This is a genomic window from Paenibacillus xylanexedens, assembly GCF_001908275.1.
Lineage (GTDB): Bacteria > Bacillota > Bacilli > Paenibacillales > Paenibacillaceae > Paenibacillus > Paenibacillus xylanexedens_A.
The window spans coordinates 2,950,895-2,970,289 of the sequence record NZ_CP018620.1 but is presented as its reverse complement, the minus strand read 5'-3'; the positions used below and the strand labels follow the sequence as shown (position 1 = coordinate 2,970,289).

Sequence of the window (19,395 nt, the reverse complement as noted above, 5' to 3'; positions counted from 1 at the left end):
GTTTTATTTACATCATACCTTGTGTTTCTCTTTTTGGAGTTATCTTTTATCATAGCACAATTTTGAATGCTCCGGCATACGTAGACCCTGTCCATTACATGACAAAAAAACGCTCAGGCAACTCTGGACCGCATTACGAAACGGCCCCGATATTACGACATGAGCGCTAATCATTTCTAAGCTTGTTCAACTTTCCAACCGTTCACTTTGAGCCGCTGAAGGTGTATCCTCCACACCCTCTACACCTGTGATCATCACAGACAGTGCTGTAGACAGGTTAATTTCGTAGGGCGAAGATAAGGTCTGGCCGTCGGCATCCTTGAGCACCCGGATAAGTGGACGTTGAGGAACACGTGGATGAATCGCTGCAACTACCCCAACCTCTCCCGTACTGAGCGTGACCGATAGACCCACGGGGTAGATCGCTACACAATCCCTGAATCTCTCCAGCATTCGTTGTTCATAAAGCGTTCCTGAGCCCGTATACAGCACCTCTACGGCCTGATGTGGCAGCAAGGCTTGCTTGTAGACTCGATTCGTTGTCATGGCATCATACGAATCAGCAAGCGCAATCCACTTGGCATACTCATGAATCTCTTTATCCTTCAGCCCAAAGGGATATCCGCTGCCATCAATTCGCTCATGGTGCTGCAATGCACAATGTGCAGATAGAAGCGGTATACCTGGTTCGTCTTTGAGAATACGATGTCCATATGTAGTGTGCTGCTGAATGATTTTAAATTCCTCGTCACTTAATCTGGAAGGCTTATGCAGAATTTCTGGTGCAATCTGTGTCTTGCCAATATCATGCAGTAAGGCACCCAGACCAACCTCCATTAATTGCTGGCGTGTGTAACCCGAAGCGACACCAAGAACCAGTGTATACACACATACATTCAGCGAATGATTATACAGGTCAAAATCACTGGAGTTCATGTCCATCAGCATAATCATGGCTTCCTTTTGGCTGCCGATGTCCTCCAGAATGGTATTCATTACACCACTAAGCGCTTTACCGAAATGAGGAATCCGATTCTTCGTTTTCATTCCCGACATGCTCTGAAATTGCTGCTTGATCTCGACCAGTGCTTTCCTTCGGGTCTCTTCCTGCAACATTTCAGGAACGATGATGTCCTCTGTCGCAGCATCTTTAATATACACATAACCGACTCCGAGATCCTTAAGGCGTCCAATCAATCGACTGGTTAGCTCTACATCCTCACTAAGTAATACAAGGCCTTCTTCACTATAAATACGTTTCCCCAGCTTCATGCCAGGCTGCAATAAGTTTATATGTACTAAACGCACAGCCTATCCTCTCCCGCTCCGTAGATGTAATTACCACTAGCCGCCGCTTCAGCAGAAGGCAAGTACTTTAAATTTAGCTTTGACGCCAGCGGGCTCGCAGGCTGTCGTCCAGAGCCCCTGGTCGTTTTATTTCCGTTTCCAGCAAATCGCGTATGAATTCCGGAAGATGATAGAGCGTACGGGTTCCATGAGCAAGAGGAGGATACCCCACATTGAACGTAAACATGTCCAGTGTCCCAACAATATACTCACATTGTTCGTCCATAGGCTCCCCATTGATGGATATGGCCTGGATCTTCTCATAGGCTGGCGCATCTGGATTGTATTGAACTTCCATTCCGTCCATACATAACGTGCCTAGAATATGACCACGAAAACCAAATCCCACAATGGGCTTACCTGAAAACTCGTCCAACAAGGACTGCTCAAGTGCTTCACGAATATGACTTCCACTCAAGCATATTGTACAAGCATTTATAGGAGATGGACATAGGGAATGCAACATTCCTTTTGTAATATTACCTTGTGGAAGCTCTCCGAGAAGCTGACCTGCATTCACCAGAGACAGCTGTGCCCCCGTGAAATGACGAACAGCTTGTGCAAGCAAGGTAGCAAACGGGGATTCCCGGTCGTACGTGATGGGCAGCACCCGATCCGTTATCACTGCCGTCTGATTGAGTGTCCTTTCAGCCTCCGTACGATTCGTAGCGATTGCCAACGCGACCTGATCATCCAGTAATATACTCTTGGCAGCCATACAACCGCTACTTACCAGTTGGAGAGGTTCTCCCACACTTGTTCGTTCCAGAACCACTTTCCCAAGCCATTGGCCAAATTTTCCAGCTGCACCCAGCACAGTCTGACCAATGACTAAGGGTTCTTCGAGAACATGATGGGTATGTCCACCGAGAATAACATCGATTCCAGTAATTTGCTCCGCCAGTCTACGATCTGTCGAAAGCCCCAGATGTGAAAGAATAACCACCACATCCACTTCATCACGTAATGCTTCCACTTGAGCTCTTAATGACTCCACAGGGTCCAGAACATCCCACCCGAGCAATTCGTAAAACGTGGTAAAAGGGGCCGTTGCCCCCAGCAGACCAACGCGAAATGGACCTTTCTCCACAATCAGAGAAGGTTTCATCCACACTGGCGCAAGGCCAGTATCTTGCTCCACAACATTGCCGCATACCACAGGACACAGAAGTCCAGCGTAGGACTGCGAGAGCTGATCTGGCGTAAAGGTTAGTCCTTCGTTGTTACCGATTGTAATGGCATCGTAGCCCGTCAGGTTAATAACATCAACATTAGCCGTCCCCAGCGTCCCTTCTGTCTCAACGGCCATACGGTCCATATGATCGCCGATATCCAATACAAGGAAGTTGCCAACCTGGTCACGTTCCTCATTGATCATAGCGGCGATGGTGCTCATGGAGCCGAAGTGGCTATGAATGTCGTTGGTGTGCAGAATCGTTAACGTTTGCTTCTCCCTGGTGCTCATCACACCGCCTCCCCTGCTCTTCAATAAACGTTCATTCTTCTAATGGATAAGCATAACATTTTCCGCGTCGTTATGATATATTTATAGGGTTTAGAGATCAAAAAGAGGTGAGTCATATCTATGAAATTGACAATTCAACTATTTGCAGGCATTGCAGAACGTTTAAATACATCCCTTCTGGAGTTTGAGTACATTGGAGACATTCCAACCGCTACCGATTTAAAAGAAAAACTGAGTCTGGCCTACCCAGAGGCAGCTTCTCAGATAAGGACATCCTTTTTGGCAGTTAACCAGCAGTACGCTCCTGCCGATACTATACTTAGCTCAGAAGATGAACTTGCGTTGATCCCTCCCGTCTCTGGAGGCGATGGTACGGATATATCCGATGAACAGCTTCGCTCTACCGTTCCAGAGCATCGGACTGAAGATGGCTTATTTCTAATTACAGAGTCCACCTTGTCCGTGGAAGCAACAACGGCGCTAGTGATTACCCCGAATCACGGGGCAGCTCTTACTTTTGTAGGTACGACTCGTGAAATGACCGGTGAACAGCGCACCGTTCATCTTGAATACGAGGCCTATGTGCCGATGGCTCTTTCTCAGATGGCAGCCATTGGTGTGGAAATCTCCGATCGCTGGCCTGGCGTGTTATGTGCAATCAGTCACCGAATCGGGAAAGTGGATGTAGCAGAGATTAGTGTAGTCATTGCTGTTTCCTCGCCTCATCGCAACGACTGTTATGATGCAAGCCGTTACGCCATAGAGAGACTGAAACAGACCGTTCCGATCTGGAAAAAGGAAATTTGGGAAGATGGATCTGAATGGAAGGGACATCAATTAGGACCATGGAACCCCATGGAGAACTAAACAATGAGCCTTTACACCTTTTTAGACAGAGTGGGTTAATAGTAAATAAGTCGTTGTCAACCCATTTTTTTCTTGTTATTATAATTATATGTGTCGATATTAGTCGAGAAAAGGTGGTTTATACGTGAGAGTGCATGTTACTGATCTTAAACCGGGTGACCTGTTACAAAATGATGTATACAACAGTTCGGGTCTCCACATGCTGATGAAAGGTTCCACCCTCAGTGAAGATGACCTATCCAAACTGTTGCAACATGGAATCGAGTACGCAGATGTAGAACACACACCATCCGACCTACACTCTGATGCACAAACCTTACCTTCCGATCAAACCCGTCTGTTAACTAATTTGTTTAACGATACGATCAAAGGTACTGAATCTCTATTTCAACAAGCGATGGAGAAGGGTTTTATTGATGAGACACAGGTCGATGAGATTTTGTTTACCCTAACAGAACAGTTGGAAAAACAAAAAGATGTTGTCTCCTTGTTGCTTATGCTGGACGGGGATAGCGATTATACGTACAACCATTCATTGCAAGTCGGAATGCTCGCTTTTTATATCGCCGGCTGGATGGGTTACAATCCCGAGGAATGTCTAACGGTAGCCAAAGCAGGATATCTTCATGATATCGGCAAGTCCAAGATTCCTTCTGAAATGTTACATAAACCTGGTAAATTGACCACGGAAGAATTTGACGAAATGAAGAAGCACACATTCTATGGGTACGATATCATTAAAGAATCCACACAGGATGAAATTCTGGCAACGGTTGCACTTCAGCATCATGAGCGCGAGGATGGAAGTGGTTATCCTCATGGACTGCGAGGAGACGAGATCCACCCATATGCCCGTATAACTGCTGTAGCAGACGTTTACAGCGCCATGACGACGAATCGGGTATACCAGACCAAACAGGAACTGATCTCTGTTCTGTGTGAGCTGTACAGCCTCAGCTTCGGTCAGTTAAATGCTGAAGCAACACAGGAACTGATCAAGCACATGCTGCCTAATTTTATCGGTAAAAGGGTTCTGCTCACCACGGGTCAGACGGGACTCATTGTCATGAACAATCCTGCGGATTATTTCCGACCACTCGTTCAGACCTCTACAGCCTTTATCGATTTAGCGAAAGAAAGAGATATTGCTATCGTTGAGATTTATGTACAGTAACTGTTCATTGTACACAGCATGTATACGAAGAACCCCATAGTAACTGAAATAACCAACTCATAGGTTGGCATATGACAAAAGGGAAGCCGTAAACGGCTTCCCTTTTGTCTATTCCGATTCGATCATGTTGGATTACACGCAGAATGCTTTTGTGATGATAACCAACAGAATGAACAGTACCAAGATTGCACCAGTGTTTGTGAACATATTGTATCCGCCAACGCCGCCTACTCCGCCTACGTTGCCACCACAGCCATATCCTACTTCGCTCATGTGATTGCCTCCTCTTCATCAGGTATACCCTAACATATGACGTTTCCGGTGGAATGAACCGGGCGAACAGGCAACATTCGATAAATGGTTGTCTGTCTGCATCTACCTGAGTGGATTATCCTTTTGCTATTCCTGTTCTTTGCAGGGATCTATATGTCGGAATCCGAATGAACCTGGATGCCCTTTTCCTTGCGGTACATGATAACAAGTAATCTCCAGAATTCATAACTGCCTTTGTCGTTCATAATAAACGGTCGATAATAATCAAATGCTTGCTGCGCCCATGCGGGACAATCCATATTGGATAGTTGCTCCTGTTGCTGAATCCATCCCCCTTGAATCTCCAGCGTTTTCTGCATGGCTTCAAATATTTTCTTCTGCTCAGTGGTCATCGGCGGAGCCTCCTCTTCCTGAGATGCAGTTCCGTATTCGGCCTGTAGATATGCACCCGGTTCCGTCACACCATCATCGCTGGGTGTATACCCGTAAGATGGTGCACTTGTTTTACGAATCTCATAATGTACATGCGGGCCAGTACTCTGACCCGTGCTTCCCTGATTACCGATAAGCTGGCCTCGCTTCACCCGCTGCCCAACGGTTACGGCAATTCGCGAAAGGTGAGCATAACAATGCAAGTAGCCACGATGATCTTGAAGAGCAACGGTAAGCCCGTAACCGCCGAATCCGGAGCCTGTAACTCCTTCGGAAGCAAAACGTACCCTACCTTCCATAAAGGCGTAGACGGGGCCATTCCAGGGCTCTGTCACGAGATCAATTCCGCGGTGAAATGTCTGTCCACCATGAATGGGATGAATTCGATAGCCGAATGAACTTGTAATCCGATAGCCCTCGAAAGGGTTTACGCTCATACACTCACATCCTTTTCTATCATTAAATGCTTAAATCTATGAAATGGCTTGTGCTATTGGTCTTATTTTATTCCACAAAAATACCGCTCAGAATATCATTAGGGAAACCTTATGGTTTCTCCCACGTATATTCCAAGCGGCGCTATGCTACTATGATTACTCTATCAGTTACATATACTAAGTTTTCATTCCAACCACTATACACTCCTAATTCAGAGGTCTGTATATGACCCCTAGCTGATCCAATTCCTGTCCTGCTCTTCCATAAAATCCGGCTATATACCACCCTGCTGGTGCTTCAAGTTTAATTTGATCCGATGTCTTTTGTCCGCCTTCAATCTTATTTCCAAGATTGGTCAACAACTCCACGTAAAAGATCCGTTTGTCTCCATTTCGTGTCCCCTGACTAATGGTTGCCTGAGTTAGATACTCTCCGTCTGCCAAGTTAAGTGTGGCAATGTTTGATTGACCACCATGTTTCAGATTCGTTCCATCCCTGTACAACGTTGAAATACCGTCTACACGATTGCCTGAGTTAAGCACCACTGAGCTAGGTCTGGACTCCGGAATATGATTTAGATCATTAAACCCGGTCCCCCCGGATCCTCCGATTGTTGAACTTAGTTGGTACTGAGAAGATGTGTTGAACACGAATTCCGCTGTAATCGGATAATGATCGGAGAGTTGCTTCCCACTCGGATCAACAAACGTTTGATTTTCCAAACGATAACTCTGTGCATTAAGGGACAACGCTTTACTTCCGCGATACAAAATTTTGTCGACAATTTCATAGTTCGGGCCATGTATATTGGTTGCATCCATAAGAGCATCCCCATCAGCGGGAATACTTCCACCACGAATCAAATCGATCCACGGATCTCTTAATCCATTCTCAGACATGAGCAACTCTATATTGTCAGCGGCACGGGTGTACCGTGTATTGGTATCCCCAAATACGATAACCGCGTTCCCGTCCGAGTGCTCCTTGATGTAATTGGAGAGTTGTCTGATATTATCTCGTCTGGCTTCAAGCGATTTATCATCGCTACCTGCGTCCGCATGCAAGTTGTACACGTCCACTTTCACCTGAGGTGTGATCTCATATGTAGCTGCTGTAAATCCTTTTGGAGTCAATTCATCACTTCCATTGTCAAAAACACCAGATCGCTTATCCCAGGTAATACGTTTCAAGTCACGGAATGGATATTTGGACAGACTGTTCAACCCACTACCAAAACCCGCAATTCCGCTGGTTGTCGTCAAATACGGCAGAGTGACTTGGGATATCAGCTCATTATGATAATTAAAATCCTCTTGCACATTAATGATGTCATAGTCATTTAATTTTGGGGAAATCTGAACGGTGTACTCCTTGGGGTTGGAACTGGATACCAGCTCCGGAAGGCCACTTACATTGTAACTAAGTACGTTGAATGAACCCGATACCGATCCACCTTCTGTAGCACTCGCCGTTGATAAAAATAACGGAGAGCTCGTAAAGGCAACAACAGCAGACAATACCAAGGCTGCTCCTTTTTTAACTATACTTCTTCGCATCATACCCCTCCTCATATTAGAATCTATTCAAATATATGTAATATTCGTTAATGGAAGAATAACGCTGGTCTATTCATTTGTAAATATACAAATTGAACTAAAGAATATTTCCGCTTGCCACTCCGATAACAGAATAACCTTCTGATCACTGTTATCCCCAGATTTTTTGAATAAAAATACCCCCTAGAGAGACTTTTTAAAAAGTCTGCTCTAGAGGGTATTCGATCACATAAAACGATATCTACCGCTTAACATCAGCAACTAGCTTCAGCTTTACGGCTTCGAAAGGCGCTGCATTGGATTAACCAATGGAGCCCTCCATTTCGAATTTGATCAATCTATTCATCTCAACAGCGTATTCCATTGGCAATTCCTTCGTGAATGGCTCAATGAAGCCCATGATAATCATCTGTGTTGCTTCTGCATCCGTCAGACCACGGCTCATCAGATAGAAGAGTTGATCCTCGGACACTTTAGATACTGTAGCTTCATGCTCCAGCATGATGTTATCATTCATGATTTCATTGTAAGGAATTGTATCCGATGTGGACTCATTATCGAGAATGAGTGTATCACACTTGATGTTGGATTTCGCGCCCTCAGCTTGACGTCCAAAGGAAGCCAAACCACGGTACGTTACTTTACCACCATGTTTACTGATGGATTTGGATACGATCGTAGATGTTGTATCCGGAGCCAAGTGGATCATTTTCGCACCTGCATCCTGATGCTGGTTTTTACCAGCTACAGCGATGGAGAGTACGGAACCTTTAGCTCCACGGCCTTTCAATACAACCGCAGGATATTTCATTGTCAGTTTGGAACCGATGTTACCATCGACCCATTCCATCGTTGCATTTTCTTCAGCAACCGCACGTTTCGTAACGAGGTTGTAGATGTTTGGTGCCCAGTTTTGAATCGTTGTGTAACGAACACGAGCATTTTTCTTACAGATGATCTCAACAACCGCACTGTGCAGTGAGTTCGTGCTATAGATTGGAGCTGTACATCCCTCTACATAGTGAACGAAGCTGTCTTCGTCCGCAATGATGAGTGTACGCTCGAATTGTCCCATATTCTCGGAGTTAATCCGGAAGTAGGCTTGCAGAGGTACTTCACATTTAACACCCTTAGGCACGTATATAAAGCTTCCTCCGGACCATACCGCACTATTCAAAGCAGCAAATTTATTATCTGCTGGTGGAATAACCGTTGCAAAATATTCACGCAGGATTTCCGGATGCTCTCTGAGAGCCGTATCCGTATCCATGAAGATTACACCTTGGTCTTCCAATTCCTTTTGCATATTGTGGTATACAACCTCGGACTCATACTGAGCCGATACACCTGCAAGGAACTTTTGCTCTGCTTCAGGGATACCCAATTTATCAAAGGTTTCCTTGATTTCGGAAGGAACTTCCTCCCATGTTTTACCTTGTTTTTCAGAAGCACGTACATAATACTGAATTTCATTGAAATCCAATCCGTCGAGATCTCCGCCCCATTTCGGCATTGGCATCTTTTCGAATTGTTTCAAGGATTTCAAACGGAATTCCAACATCCATTCCGGTTCATTCTTAATCTTGGAAATCTCGGTAACCACTTCTGCAGTCAGACCTTTACCGGTTTGAAAGATGGATTTGTGCTCGTCGCGAAAACCATATTTGTACTCTTCCATTTCTGGTGCTTTTTTAGCCATCTTGCTCTACCTCCCTATCGTTATTGTACTTTGTTCTCTTCGTCAATCCCTTTGCGTAATGCATTCCAGGCCAGAGTGGCACATTTGATGCGTGCAGGGAACTTGTTCACACCGGATAGGGCTTCGAGATCTTCATAATCGTCGAAATCGACTTCTTCACCTTTCATCAGTGAGGAAAAACGGTTAGCGATATCGAGTGCCTGTTCCATCGTTTTGCCTTTGACGGCCTCTGTCATCATCGATGCAGAGGACATGCTGATGGAGCAGCCTTCACCCGTATATTTGGCTTCCTGGACGATTCCGTCTTTCAGCAAAATTTGCAGTGAAATCCGGTCGCCGCACGTTGGATTGTTCAAATTCACCGTGACAGCGTCATTATCAAATGTTCCGCGGTTACGCGGGTTTTTGTAGTGGTCCATTATAACACGTCTGTACAGATCATCAAGTTGCATCGCCAAAATACTCCTTTGTCTGGATTAAGGCGCTGACAAGCCGATCTACATCTTGTTCGTTATTGTATAGATAGAAGCTGGCACGAGCTGTTGAGCTAACTTCAAGCCAGCGCATTAGCGGTTGACAGCAATGGTGTCCGGCACGAATGGCTACGCCACTCGCATCCAGCACGGTTGCCACATCATGCGGATGAACATCACCCAGGTTAAAGGTAACGACACCCACATGCCGCTTGGCTGGGCCATAGATCGTTAACCCATCAATTTCGGATAGACGTTCCGTTGCATAAGCTGCCAGCACACTTTCATGATGTGCAATTTCATCCATACCAATCTGCTCCAGAAAATCAATGGCAGCTCCCAAACCTACCGCACCTGCAATAATCGGGGTTCCGCCTTCGAACTTCCAGGGAAGCTCTTTCCAGTTGGATTCGTACAGACCCACATCATCAATCATTTCACCACCGAACTCAATGGGTTCCATGGACTCCAGCAGCGCCTTTTTGCCGTAGAGTGCACCGATTCCGGTTGGTCCGCACATTTTATGACCGGATAATGCATAGAAATCACAGTCCAGATCCTGAACGTCCACCTTCATGTGAGGTGTGCTTTGTGCGCCATCAACAACGATGACAGCACCATTGCGGTGTGCAATTTCAGCAATTTGTTTCACAGGATGGATCAGACCCATAACATTGGATACATAAGCGATTGCTACAATTTTAGTATTGTTCGTAATCGTATTCTCTACATCAGCCAATTCAATATGACCGTCAGGCTGAAGCGGAATGTATTTCAATGTTGCACCTGTCTCCTTGGCAACTTGCTGCCAAGGAATCAGATTACTATGGTGCTCCATTTGCGTGATAACAATTTCATCGCCTTCTTTGCAATTGGCGCGGGCGTACGATGAAGCCACCAGATTGAGGGCTGTCGTTGTCCCGCGGGTAAAGATAATCTCCTGTGTACGGCGGGCATTGATAAACTTGGCTACCTTCTCACGTGCGCCTTCATAGGCGTCAGTTGCACGGCTTCCAAGGGTATGAACACCACGGTGTACGTTGGAGTTCTCAAACTCATAATAATGTTTGACTGCTTCAATCACAGCATGAGGCTTCTGTGAAGTTGCAGCACTATCTAAATATACGAGCGGGTGTCCGTTGATTTCCTGGTGGAGGATCGGGAACTGCTCGCGAATGGACGGGTTCATTGTCCCAGCTTCTTCTCAATCAGGGACTGCAATTGGGTGCGCAGTGCTTCCAGAGGAATATCCGCCACCACCGGAGCCAGGAAGCCATAGATGATCAGGCGTTCGGCATCCGTACGGTTAATTCCGCGCGACATCAAGTAATGAATCTGCTCAGCATTGACTTGACCAACAGAAGCCGCGTGACCTGCTGTTACATCATCCTCGTCAATAAGAAGGATTGGATTGGCGTCTCCACGTGCTTTAGGGCTCAGCATCAACACTTTCTCTGTCTGCTGTCCATCGGCTTTGGTAGCGCCTTTCTCAATCTTCGTGATGCCGTTGATGATTGCAGAAGCTTCTTCACGCATAACTGCACGTGTAATCATCTGACTTGGTGTATTCTTGCCGAAGTGACGAGCTTCTGTGGTGTAGTTGATTTTCTGCGAACCGGAACCTACAGCGATGACTTTGGAATCAGAACTTGATCCATTGCCTTTCAGCACGGTCATCGTGTTGCTCGCTGTGTCGCCATTGTTCATTTCGCCTACAATCCACTCGATGGAAGCATCATTCTCCAACACTGCACGACGGAATGAAACATCAGTTACATTCACACTCAGTTGATGAACCGATGCGAAACGTACTTTAGCACCGGATTTTGCGAATACTTCCACAACACCATTATGGAAAACAGGTGCGGACAATTCGCCAGATACATAGTTATCAACATAAGTTACTGAACTGTTTGCTTCTGCAACTACAAGCACGTGAGGTGCAAACGTTGCAGATGCGTCGTCCGTAAGCAACACTGCTTGCAGTGGTACTTCGATTTCGACATTTTTCGGAACATACAGGAAGACCCCGCCATTCCAAAGTGCCGCATGCAAAGCAGCGAGGGAATGCTCATCCGCTTTCACTGCTGTGTTCAGATATTGTTTTACCAGATCGCCATGTTCGCGAACCGCTGTAGCCAGATCCGTGAAGATAACTCCTTTTGCTGCCAGATCAGCAGACACCTTGGAGTATACCGTACCGGAATTGCGCTGGATAACCAGACTGCCTTCAGCTTGATCCTGAACCAGATCTTTGATAGAAGCAGGTACTTCTGTCAAAGAAGAAATGGCTTCACTTGTTTTATATGTTCCGTACTCGCTGACATTCCAGCGTTCGATTTTTTGTTTTTCCAGTTTAGGAAGCGCAAGCCCGCTCGCAAGCTTTAAAGCTTCAAGCCGCTGTTCGGTCAACCAGCCGGGTTCATTGTTGCTTTCCGACAAGGCGCGAAGCGCTTCAGATTCAACCGGAAGAATTGTTTGTGTAGTCATTGATTAATCCTCCTCCGTTTTGTCTTTACGCTTCTTGGCCTACAGTTTCGTCTGTAATTCCCAGCTCTGCCTTTACCCAGTCATATCCTTCAGCTTCCAGACGGTGAGCCAATTCAGGTCCGCCGGATTTCACGATACGACCTTGCATCATTACGTGAACATAGTCAGGCGTAATGTAGTTCAACAGACGTTGGTAGTGAGTGATGATCAGGAAGCCACGATCTTCGCTCTTCATAGCGTTCACACCGTCAGCCACGATTTTCAAAGCATCGATGTCCAGACCGGAGTCAATTTCATCAAGTACTACGATTTTTGGATCAAGCAGCATCATTTGCAGAATCTCGTTACGTTTTTTCTCACCACCGGAGAAACCTTCATTCAGGTAACGGTGAGCGAACTCAGGGTTCATGTCGAGTTCTTTCATTTTACCTTCCATTTGACGAATGAACTTGATCAGGGAGATCTCGTTACCTTCGCCACGACGTGCGTTAATTGCACTACGCAAGAAGTCGGAGTTCGTAACACCTGCAATTTCACTTGGGTATTGCATAGCCAGGAAGAGACCTGCACGTGCGCGCTCATCTACAGCCATATCCAATACATCTTCACCATCAAGTGTAATTGTACCGTCTGTTACTTCATATTTCGGGTGCCCCATCAATGCAGAAGCCAGAGTGGATTTACCTGTTCCGTTCGGACCCATGATTGCGTGGATTTCTCCACCTTTCATTTCCAGGTTGATGCCTTTCAGGATTTCCTTACCTTCGATCGTCGCTTTCAGACCTTCAATGACGAAATTCGTAGCCATGTGTATTGTTTCCCTCCATTGATTAAATTGATGTTAGTTGTCGAAAACGAAAAAGCGCCTATTATATCTGAACAGGGCTTCCCCTGAATTTCTCCTGTACTCGAATCTTCAAAGCAAGAACACTTTAGAATAATTCTAAACTGATTCTCAATGATAATCAAGTCATTTCCTAAGAACCTTTGTCCCTTGCATGAAACCTTATTCTTTCTGATTCTATAGTAAAAGACAAATTGAATCAAATCAGAAAACATCTTAAGCACAAATGCACAGTGAGAAAAATCACAGCAATTCAAGCTTTTATGTCATCTGCTGTACACTAATCTAAAAAAAGGACTCATCCATATTATGGACAAGTCCCTCCGTTAATAACGTTAAAATTTACAATTTGAGCATCTCGTTAATCTTCTGTACCTGTTCGGCAAAATCCGCAACGTCCACCACCGGCGTCATTTCGCGCGGCACTGGACCATTCGGAATAGAAATCCATGAACGACAACCGTTATATTCAGGCAGTACGGGGATTTCCATCGGTTCTTTCAAAAGGTACACACGTAAAATCAATACATGGAGCGGATCTTTCCGTTTCCATTTCAAACGGTCTTCGGCAAAATCCGCTGTCCACATATGAAAGTCAAGAAGTCGATCCAGCATCTCCTGATCTCGTATCTCCAGATCCTGCGTTACTTCGGCATATGCAGTAATACGGATTGTCGAAGCTTCGGGCACCCATTCGGCCAGTGATTCTTCAACATAGGATTGATCCGAGGACTTAATCAGTTCTTTACGCTGATGTTCATAAGTCGGATACAGGTAAAACGCCGGACTTTTCAGCTCAAAATGTCGGGTTTCCTCTACAATCCCGCCTTTACGCATCACCATAATCTGGCGACCCGTTTCCAGCGCTTTGATTGCAGAAGCCCATTCTTTTAAAGCCGGTATCGTCGGTTCTAACATAAGCGGTTCCCTCCCCAATCGTTCTTGTCAGCAGTATAGACGCTTAGGGCGTTTCTGACAACATGATCAGGGATCAAAAAGCTTACGTAAGAAACCCACTGTATTAAGCAAAATCTTGGCTATATTAACCCAGGAAAGAGCGAAGCATCCACATGTGTTTCTCCAGGTCAGCCTTGAAACCTGTCAGCATATCGGATGTTGGTTGATCTTCAGCTGCATCTGCAACTTCGATACCTTCCTGATATTCATTCGAAAGTGTAGCGAAGTCCTCGATCAGGTTTTGCACCATTGTTTTTGCGTCTTCTCCGCCTGCTGCTTCCTGGATAGAAGAAAGCTCCAGATACTCTTTCATTGTAGCCGCCGGGCTACCTTTCAGCGTAAGGATACGCTCTGCGATTTCATCCATTTGTACTGTAACTTCGTTGTAGAACTCTTCGAATTTCACATGCAACGTGAAGAAGTTAGGTCCTTTAACGTACCAGTGATAGTTATGGATTTTAACATACAATACGTTCAGGTTAGCTACCTGACGATTAAGTACTTGTTCCACCGATTTTGCTTGATCTGTTTTGTTTTTTGTAGCCATATTAATCCCATCCTTTATTTAAAATTAGTCTGTCATGCCATGATAAGCAGGTTGCCCCGCAATGCATAACAGAGAGTTAATAATGTGTCACCACATGTAGTGGAGAGGCTTGTTAACGGCGTTTCTCTCAACCGTCCGGCCTATTTGTTTTTACCCTTGAACCGGAAGTTCGAATCAGGATCGACTTGACTTGTCTCAAAAAAAAGTTCAAAAACCGCGTTATTTCCGATATACTGACATATACCAAGCAAAGAAGTGGGTTTTCCTGTTTCTTCATATATATGGAGGTGGCACCTTTGTCCCAATATCGCCCGTTTACCCCCCAGGATGCAATTGAACTGGCCAAAACATTACCGGGTCCATTTGCGGCAGATGCAAATCTGGATTGTCACGAGATCGGCGACGGCAATCTGAATTTGGTTTTCCACATCACGGATCAGAACTCCGATAAAAGTATCATTGTCAAACAGGCGCTTCCTTATGCGAAAGTGGTTGGAGAATCATGGCCACTCTCCCTGATACGTGCCCGCATTGAACGTGAGATTCTTCAGGAAGAACATCGTCTGTGTCCAGGGATGGTACCCGAAGTGTATCATTACGATGATGACCTTGCGTTAACGGTTATGGAAGATCTGAGTGATCATGTGATCATGCGCAAAGGCCTGATCGAAGGTGTTTCCTATCCTCTTTTTGCACAGCATATCGGGGAATTCATGGCAAGAACGCTGTTCTTCACATCCGACTTGGGCATGGATCAGCAATTGAAGAAGGAACAACAGGGCAGATTCATTAATCCGGACCAATGCAAAATAACGGAGGATCTGATCTTTGATGAACCCTACCGGATCGCCGAGAAAAATAATTATGATGTTTCCATTGAGGACGAGGCTGAAGCCCTTCGCACAGATGGAGAACTTCACCTTGAAGTGGCCTTGCTGCGGGAAAAATTCCTGACACATGGGCAGGCACTGCTTCATGGAGATCTGCATACAGGCAGTATTTTTGTTACACCTGAATCAACCAAGGTCATCGATCCCGAATTTGCATATTACGGCCCCATGGGATTTGATGTCGGTGCAGTCCTTGCGAACCTGCTCTTGAATTACGCATCCCTGCCAGGATGGATTCAGGATGAGACTGCTTTGCATGAACGTGAGACGCTTTTGCTGAAAATGGTTCGTGATGTATGGACTGAATTCGAATCTCGTTTCCGTGCCCTCTGGGTTAACGACCTCGTTGATCCGATGGCAAAAACTGCAGGCTATCAGGATCTGTATGTGCAACAATTGTTTAGAGATTCGATCGGCTTCGCAGGTGCCAAGATGGTTCGTCGTATCGTGGGACTTGCTCACGTGGCGGATATAGATACCATTCCAAATGCGACTGAACGTGAACATGCTCAGCGTAAAGCGTTGTCCATTGGTAAAGCATTGATCAAGAACAATCGTCGCTTAAATACCATCGGCGAAGTACTGGATATTGTATCCACAGCTGTTACTACTACTAAGGCTTAACATAAGGAACGGAGGAACCACCCATGACAACCCCTGAATATCAGCCTCTGTCCTCTCTCATCTGGAAAAAGGACAAGCTTGAAATGCTTGACCAGCGTCTGTTGCCCGAAACGATCCTCATGTTGAAACTGTATACACCCGAGGAAGTATGGGAATCCATCCACTCCATGAAAGTACGCGGTGCTCCGGCGATTGGTATTGCTGCTGCATTTGGTGTTGTATTGGGTGCCAAATCATATGACGGAACAACCGTTCAAGGTTGGTTGGACCACGTAAAATCCATATGTGCTCATCTGGCTACTTCCCGTCCTACAGCGGTGAACCTTTTCTGGGCACTGGATCGCATGATGCAAAAAGCAAATGAGGTCGTTGAATCCGGACTGAGTCTGGATGAGGGCAATGATGCTCTTGAAGTAGAAGCTCTGTTGATTCAGAAAGAAGACGAAGAAGTATGCCGCATGATCGGCGAGAATGCACTGCCTTTGTTCGAAGATGGTATGGGTGTACTTACTCACTGTAACGCAGGTGGACTGGCTACTGCGAAATATGGTACGGCAACTGCTCCAATGTATCTTGCACAGGAACGTGGCATTCACCTGAAAGTATTTGCAGACGAAACTCGTCCTGTACTTCAGGGTGCGCGCCTGACTGCATTTGAGTTACAGCAAGCCGGCATTGACGTTACGCTGCTATGTGATAACATGGCAGGCATGGTGATGTCCAAAGGCTGGATTCAAGCTGTTATCGTCGGAACGGATCGTGTTGCAGCGAATGGAGACGTAGCTAACAAAATCGGAACATACAGCGTGGCTGTACTTGCCAAAGCTCATAATATTCCGTTCTATGTGGCTAGCCCATTGTCAACCATCGACTTATCTACTCCATCCGGGGACCTCATTCCAATTGAGGAACGTGCTGCGGAGGAAGTGACCGAAGGATTTGGTAAACGTACAGCACCGCAAGGTGTTAAAGTATACAATCCAGCATTTGACGTAACGCCTAACGAATATGTAACAGCTATTATCACGGAAAAAGGCGTTGTTCGCGCACCTTTCCAAGAAAATATTGCTGCCTTGTTCGCGAAGGAAGAAGTTTAATTTAATGAGAGTATTCAAGAAAAAGTTCGTGTATAGAGCTAGTGGCTACTGATGTGCCCGGCTCTGTATTAGAACGCTTAGACGCTAAAGAAGGGGCTGTCTCATAAGTCATAAAAATGGCTAGGGACAGACCTGTTTTCCAAATTGTAAAACAAAAAGAAGCCTTTCCTTGGTAAAATGGAAGTGTCGAGCAACCATTTCTAAGGAGGGCTTCTTTTGTACATTCAATATACCATGGATCAACTTTTCTTGCCAATGGATTTGGAGACAGATATCCCCGAAAATCACCTTGTTCGTGTTGTAAATGACGCAGTCAATCGCCTGAGCGATTCCATTTTCTACTCGGCGTATCCTGGCGGAGGCCGCCATAGCTATCATCCCAAAATGCTCACCAAAATCATCATCTACGCCTACACCCAACGCATCTATTCATCCCGGCAAATCGCCAAGACTGTTCGCGGAAAATATCATGTTCATGTGGCTCTCTGGGCGGCAACAACCGGATTTTCGGACCATCAATCGCTTCCGTTCCGAGCGGATGAAAGAGGTACTGGAAACGGTGTTTACCCATGTGCTGGAACTGCTGGTTCAGGAGCAATACGTGTCCATGGATCACTACTTTCTGGACGGAACCAAGCTTGAGGCGAATGCGAATCGGTACACCTTTGTCTGGAAAAAGGCTGTCGTCAAGTACCAGGCCAAGCTGCAAGAAAAAGTACATACCCTGTTCCAAACCATCGAAGCGGCCGAAAGTGAAGAAGATGCGCTCCATGCGGGTACAGACCTCCCTGAGCTCGGGGAAGCGTCTGCACTCACGGCAGAAAAGCTAGAAAAAGCCGTTGAGCAACTGGAGGAATCTTTACAAGAAAAACAAAATCGTAAAGAAAGCCGTACGCCAGTTACGCAAAGACTTGCTACCGCGGCTGCAAAAGTATGAGCACCAGATCCAAACCGCAGGGGAGCGGAATAGCTATAGCAAAACCGATCCAGACGCAACGTTCATACGAATGAAAGAAGATCATATGCGAAATGGTCAATTGAAGCCTGGGTACAATGTGCAGATTGGAACGGAAAACCAGTTTGTTTTGGGTTACACGGTGCACCAGCGACCCACAGACACGAAATGTCTGAAGCCCCATCTCGATCATTTCGAAGAAACGCTCGGCAAAAGACCGAAGACCGTCATTGCGGATGCAGGATATGGAAGTGAAGAGAATTACAGCTATTTCGAAGAGCAAAACATCCAGGCAATCGTCAAATATGGGACGTACCACAAGGAGAAAACCAGGGCGTGGAAGCAAGCGATTGGCAAGGTGGACAACTGGAGCTATAACGAAACGGAAGATGCATGGACCTGTGCGGCTGGGAATACGTTACATTTTCGGTATGAAAGCGAGACGGTCACGGAAAGTGGTTACACGATTCGTACCCGCCATTATCGAAGCGAAGATTGTAGTACATGTCCTCTGAAAGCAACATGCACCAAAGCCAAAGGCAATCGGGAGATCGCGATCAGTCTGGACCTATATGCGGCAAAAAAACGAGATGCGGGAACGACTGCGCAGCGAGGAAGGATACACCCTTTCTGTTCAGCGCATGACGGAGCCAGAGAGTGTATTTGGACAAATCAAAAACAACCGGGGATTCCGAAGATTCCTGCTTCGCGGCTTGCAAAAAGTAAGCCTGGAGGTCGGGTGGCTTTGCCTTGCCCACAATCTGCTTAAAAAAGCCGCAATGACGGAAAAACGCAAAAAGGACAAAGCAGGATAAACCTCTGCTTTGTCCTTTTTTGAACCTATGAGTGTTATTTCTTTTTGCCGATACGCTTTTAAGGGCTTTTGAGACAGCCCCTTTTGTTAGTGCTTAGATCATTTTCAACAAAGCCTCTACACCCGTCATGCCAACCGTAATGCCCATGGCCTCGGCTTCTGTTGTCACCGACTCCATAGGTGCATGCAGCAGCTGCTCCAGTGTACGCACACCAACCGCCCGAGCCGCAATAATTTTGCGATCCCCGAGCTTCTCATTAAGTAATCCCACGTCGAGTGCTCCGCACATGATATATCCTTTGGATGTGTTAATGGTCAACAACGTTGTTTTGGGCAGCTTGACTTCTACCCCTACCAATACATGCTCTCCAACTACAATGGGCTCCATCGTCACCATAATTTCCCGATCCACCTCCTCTTCCACAGGTCACGATAATTGTATGCCTCATTCTG

Annotated in this window: 17 protein-coding genes and 1 pseudogene; 5 read left to right on the top strand and 13 right to left on the bottom strand. The window is 46.0% G+C overall.

The annotated features are described in order from the left end of the window. Window positions 1-186 precede the first annotated feature (186 nt). Window positions 187-1,308 carry an HD-GYP domain-containing protein gene (locus BS614_RS13310; protein WP_074094358.1) on the bottom strand — a complete coding sequence of 374 codons (1,122 nt, stop codon included), beginning with the start codon at window positions 1,306-1,308 and terminating at the stop codon, window positions 187-189. Between the two features lie 73 nt (window positions 1,309-1,381). Next, the gene (locus BS614_RS13305; RefSeq protein ID WP_074094357.1) at window positions 1,382-2,812 is read right to left on the bottom strand and encodes a bifunctional metallophosphatase/5'-nucleotidase; all 1,431 of its coding nucleotides are present in this window, start codon (window positions 2,810-2,812) and stop codon (window positions 1,382-1,384) included. A gap of 120 nt (window positions 2,813-2,932) precedes the next feature. Here BS614_RS13305 and BS614_RS13300 point away from each other — a divergent pair, with 120 nt between their 5' ends. After that, window positions 2,933-3,679, top strand: a complete 747-nt coding sequence (locus BS614_RS13300; RefSeq protein WP_074094356.1) for a molybdenum cofactor biosynthesis protein — start codon at window positions 2,933-2,935, stop codon at window positions 3,677-3,679. A gap of 124 nt (window positions 3,680-3,803) precedes the next feature. Further along, window positions 3,804-4,853, top strand: a complete 1,050-nt coding sequence (locus BS614_RS13295; RefSeq protein ID WP_074094355.1) for an HD-GYP domain-containing protein — start codon at window positions 3,804-3,806, stop codon at window positions 4,851-4,853. Window positions 4,854-4,985: 132 nt separating this feature from the next. Here BS614_RS13295 and BS614_RS31810 read toward each other — a convergent pair whose 3' ends face one another. The 10 genes from BS614_RS31810 to BS614_RS13250 form a co-directional block, all read right to left on the bottom strand. Continuing rightward, the gene (locus BS614_RS31810; RefSeq protein WP_017689533.1) at window positions 4,986-5,126 is read right to left on the bottom strand and encodes a hypothetical protein; all 141 of its coding nucleotides are present in this window, start codon (window positions 5,124-5,126) and stop codon (window positions 4,986-4,988) included. A gap of 149 nt (window positions 5,127-5,275) precedes the next feature. Then, window positions 5,276-5,995, bottom strand: coding sequence for a M23 family metallopeptidase (locus BS614_RS13290; protein WP_074094354.1), 720 nt, complete (start codon window positions 5,993-5,995; stop codon window positions 5,276-5,278). A gap of 207 nt (window positions 5,996-6,202) precedes the next feature. Then, window positions 6,203-7,555, bottom strand: coding sequence for a jacalin-like lectin (locus BS614_RS13285; protein WP_244898314.1), 1,353 nt, complete (start codon window positions 7,553-7,555; stop codon window positions 6,203-6,205). Between the two features lie 298 nt (window positions 7,556-7,853). Next, the gene (sufB, locus tag BS614_RS13280) at window positions 7,854-9,251 is read right to left on the bottom strand and encodes a Fe-S cluster assembly protein SufB (protein WP_036669904.1); all 1,398 of its coding nucleotides are present in this window, start codon (window positions 9,249-9,251) and stop codon (window positions 7,854-7,856) included. A gap of 20 nt (window positions 9,252-9,271) precedes the next feature. Further along, on the bottom strand, window positions 9,272-9,703 hold the full coding sequence (gene sufU / locus BS614_RS13275; protein ID WP_017689537.1) for a Fe-S cluster assembly sulfur transfer protein SufU: 432 nt from the start codon (window positions 9,701-9,703) through the stop codon (window positions 9,272-9,274). Beyond that, window positions 9,693-10,913, bottom strand: coding sequence for a cysteine desulfurase (locus tag BS614_RS13270; RefSeq protein WP_074094353.1), 1,221 nt, complete (start codon window positions 10,911-10,913; stop codon window positions 9,693-9,695). Before BS614_RS13270 ends, sufU begins: the two co-directional genes overlap by 11 nt. Next, window positions 10,910-12,214 (bottom strand): Fe-S cluster assembly protein SufD, encoded by a 1,305-nt coding sequence (sufD, locus tag BS614_RS13265; protein WP_036609929.1) that lies wholly within the window; start codon window positions 12,212-12,214, stop codon window positions 10,910-10,912. Before sufD ends, BS614_RS13270 begins: the two co-directional genes overlap by 4 nt. A gap of 25 nt (window positions 12,215-12,239) precedes the next feature. Next, on the bottom strand, window positions 12,240-13,022 hold the full coding sequence (gene sufC, locus BS614_RS13260) for a Fe-S cluster assembly ATPase SufC (protein WP_017689540.1): 783 nt from the start codon (window positions 13,020-13,022) through the stop codon (window positions 12,240-12,242). Between the two features lie 378 nt (window positions 13,023-13,400). After that, a complete protein-coding gene (locus tag BS614_RS13255; protein ID WP_074094352.1) occupies window positions 13,401-13,976 on the bottom strand; it encodes a DUF1802 family protein in 576 nt (191 codons plus the stop codon). A 124-nt stretch (window positions 13,977-14,100) separates the two neighbouring features. Then, window positions 14,101-14,562: a Dps family protein gene (locus BS614_RS13250; RefSeq protein WP_017689542.1), complete on the bottom strand. Its 462-nt coding sequence runs from the start codon at window positions 14,560-14,562 to the stop codon at window positions 14,101-14,103. Between the two features lie 296 nt (window positions 14,563-14,858). On the opposite strand from BS614_RS13250, the gene mtnK reads away from it, so the two are divergent. The 3 genes and pseudogenes from mtnK to BS614_RS13235 all read left to right on the top strand — a co-directional run bounded on the left by mtnK (window position 14,859) and on the right by BS614_RS13235 (window position 18,943). After that, complete coding sequence (mtnK, locus tag BS614_RS13245; protein WP_074094351.1) at window positions 14,859-16,076, top strand: S-methyl-5-thioribose kinase; 1,218 nt, start codon at window positions 14,859-14,861, stop codon at window positions 16,074-16,076. A gap of 23 nt (window positions 16,077-16,099) precedes the next feature. Further along, the gene (gene mtnA, locus BS614_RS13240; protein ID WP_074094350.1) at window positions 16,100-17,173 is read left to right on the top strand and encodes an S-methyl-5-thioribose-1-phosphate isomerase; all 1,074 of its coding nucleotides are present in this window, start codon (window positions 16,100-16,102) and stop codon (window positions 17,171-17,173) included. A gap of 216 nt (window positions 17,174-17,389) precedes the next feature. Further along, window positions 17,390-18,943 (top strand): annotated as a pseudogene (locus BS614_RS13235) (IS1182 family transposase). Between the two features lie 93 nt (window positions 18,944-19,036). Here the strand turns inward: BS614_RS13235 and BS614_RS13230 are convergent. Continuing rightward, window positions 19,037-19,339, bottom strand: a complete 303-nt coding sequence (locus BS614_RS13230; RefSeq protein WP_017689545.1) for a YunC family protein — start codon at window positions 19,337-19,339, stop codon at window positions 19,037-19,039. Window positions 19,340-19,395: the final 56 nt, after the last annotated feature.

What these genes read in the sequence shown, in the direction of transcription:
- BS614_RS13305 (WP_074094357.1), bottom strand. Translation starts at nt 2,812, where the DNA reads ATGAGCACCAGGGAGAAGCAAACGTTAACGATTCTGCACACCAACGAC.
- BS614_RS13300 (WP_074094356.1), top strand. Translation starts at nt 2,933, where the DNA reads ATGAAATTGACAATTCAACTATTTGCAGGCATTGCAGAACGTTTAAAT.
- BS614_RS31810 (WP_017689533.1), bottom strand. Translation starts at nt 5,126, where the DNA reads ATGAGCGAAGTAGGATATGGCTGTGGTGGCAACGTAGGCGGAGTAGGC.
- BS614_RS13290 (WP_074094354.1), bottom strand. Translation starts at nt 5,995, where the DNA reads ATGAGCGTAAACCCTTTCGAGGGCTATCGGATTACAAGTTCATTCGGC.
- BS614_RS13285 (WP_244898314.1), bottom strand. Translation starts at nt 7,555, where the DNA reads ATGATGCGAAGAAGTATAGTTAAAAAAGGAGCAGCCTTGGTATTGTCT.
- sufB (WP_036669904.1), bottom strand. Translation starts at nt 9,251, where the DNA reads ATGGCTAAAAAAGCACCAGAAATGGAAGAGTACAAATATGGTTTTCGC.
- sufU (WP_017689537.1), bottom strand. Translation starts at nt 9,703, where the DNA reads ATGCAACTTGATGATCTGTACAGACGTGTTATAATGGACCACTACAAA.
- BS614_RS13270 (WP_074094353.1), bottom strand. Translation starts at nt 10,913, where the DNA reads ATGAACCCGTCCATTCGCGAGCAGTTCCCGATCCTCCACCAGGAAATC.
- sufD (WP_036609929.1), bottom strand. Translation starts at nt 12,214, where the DNA reads ATGACTACACAAACAATTCTTCCGGTTGAATCTGAAGCGCTTCGCGCC.
- sufC (WP_017689540.1), bottom strand. Translation starts at nt 13,022, where the DNA reads ATGGCTACGAATTTCGTCATTGAAGGTCTGAAAGCGACGATCGAAGGT.
- BS614_RS13255 (WP_074094352.1), bottom strand. Translation starts at nt 13,976, where the DNA reads ATGTTAGAACCGACGATACCGGCTTTAAAAGAATGGGCTTCTGCAATC.
- BS614_RS13250 (WP_017689542.1), bottom strand. Translation starts at nt 14,562, where the DNA reads ATGGCTACAAAAAACAAAACAGATCAAGCAAAATCGGTGGAACAAGTA.
- mtnA (WP_074094350.1), top strand. Translation starts at nt 16,100, where the DNA reads ATGACAACCCCTGAATATCAGCCTCTGTCCTCTCTCATCTGGAAAAAG.
- BS614_RS13230 (WP_017689545.1), bottom strand. Translation starts at nt 19,339, where the DNA reads ATGGTGACGATGGAGCCCATTGTAGTTGGAGAGCATGTATTGGTAGGG.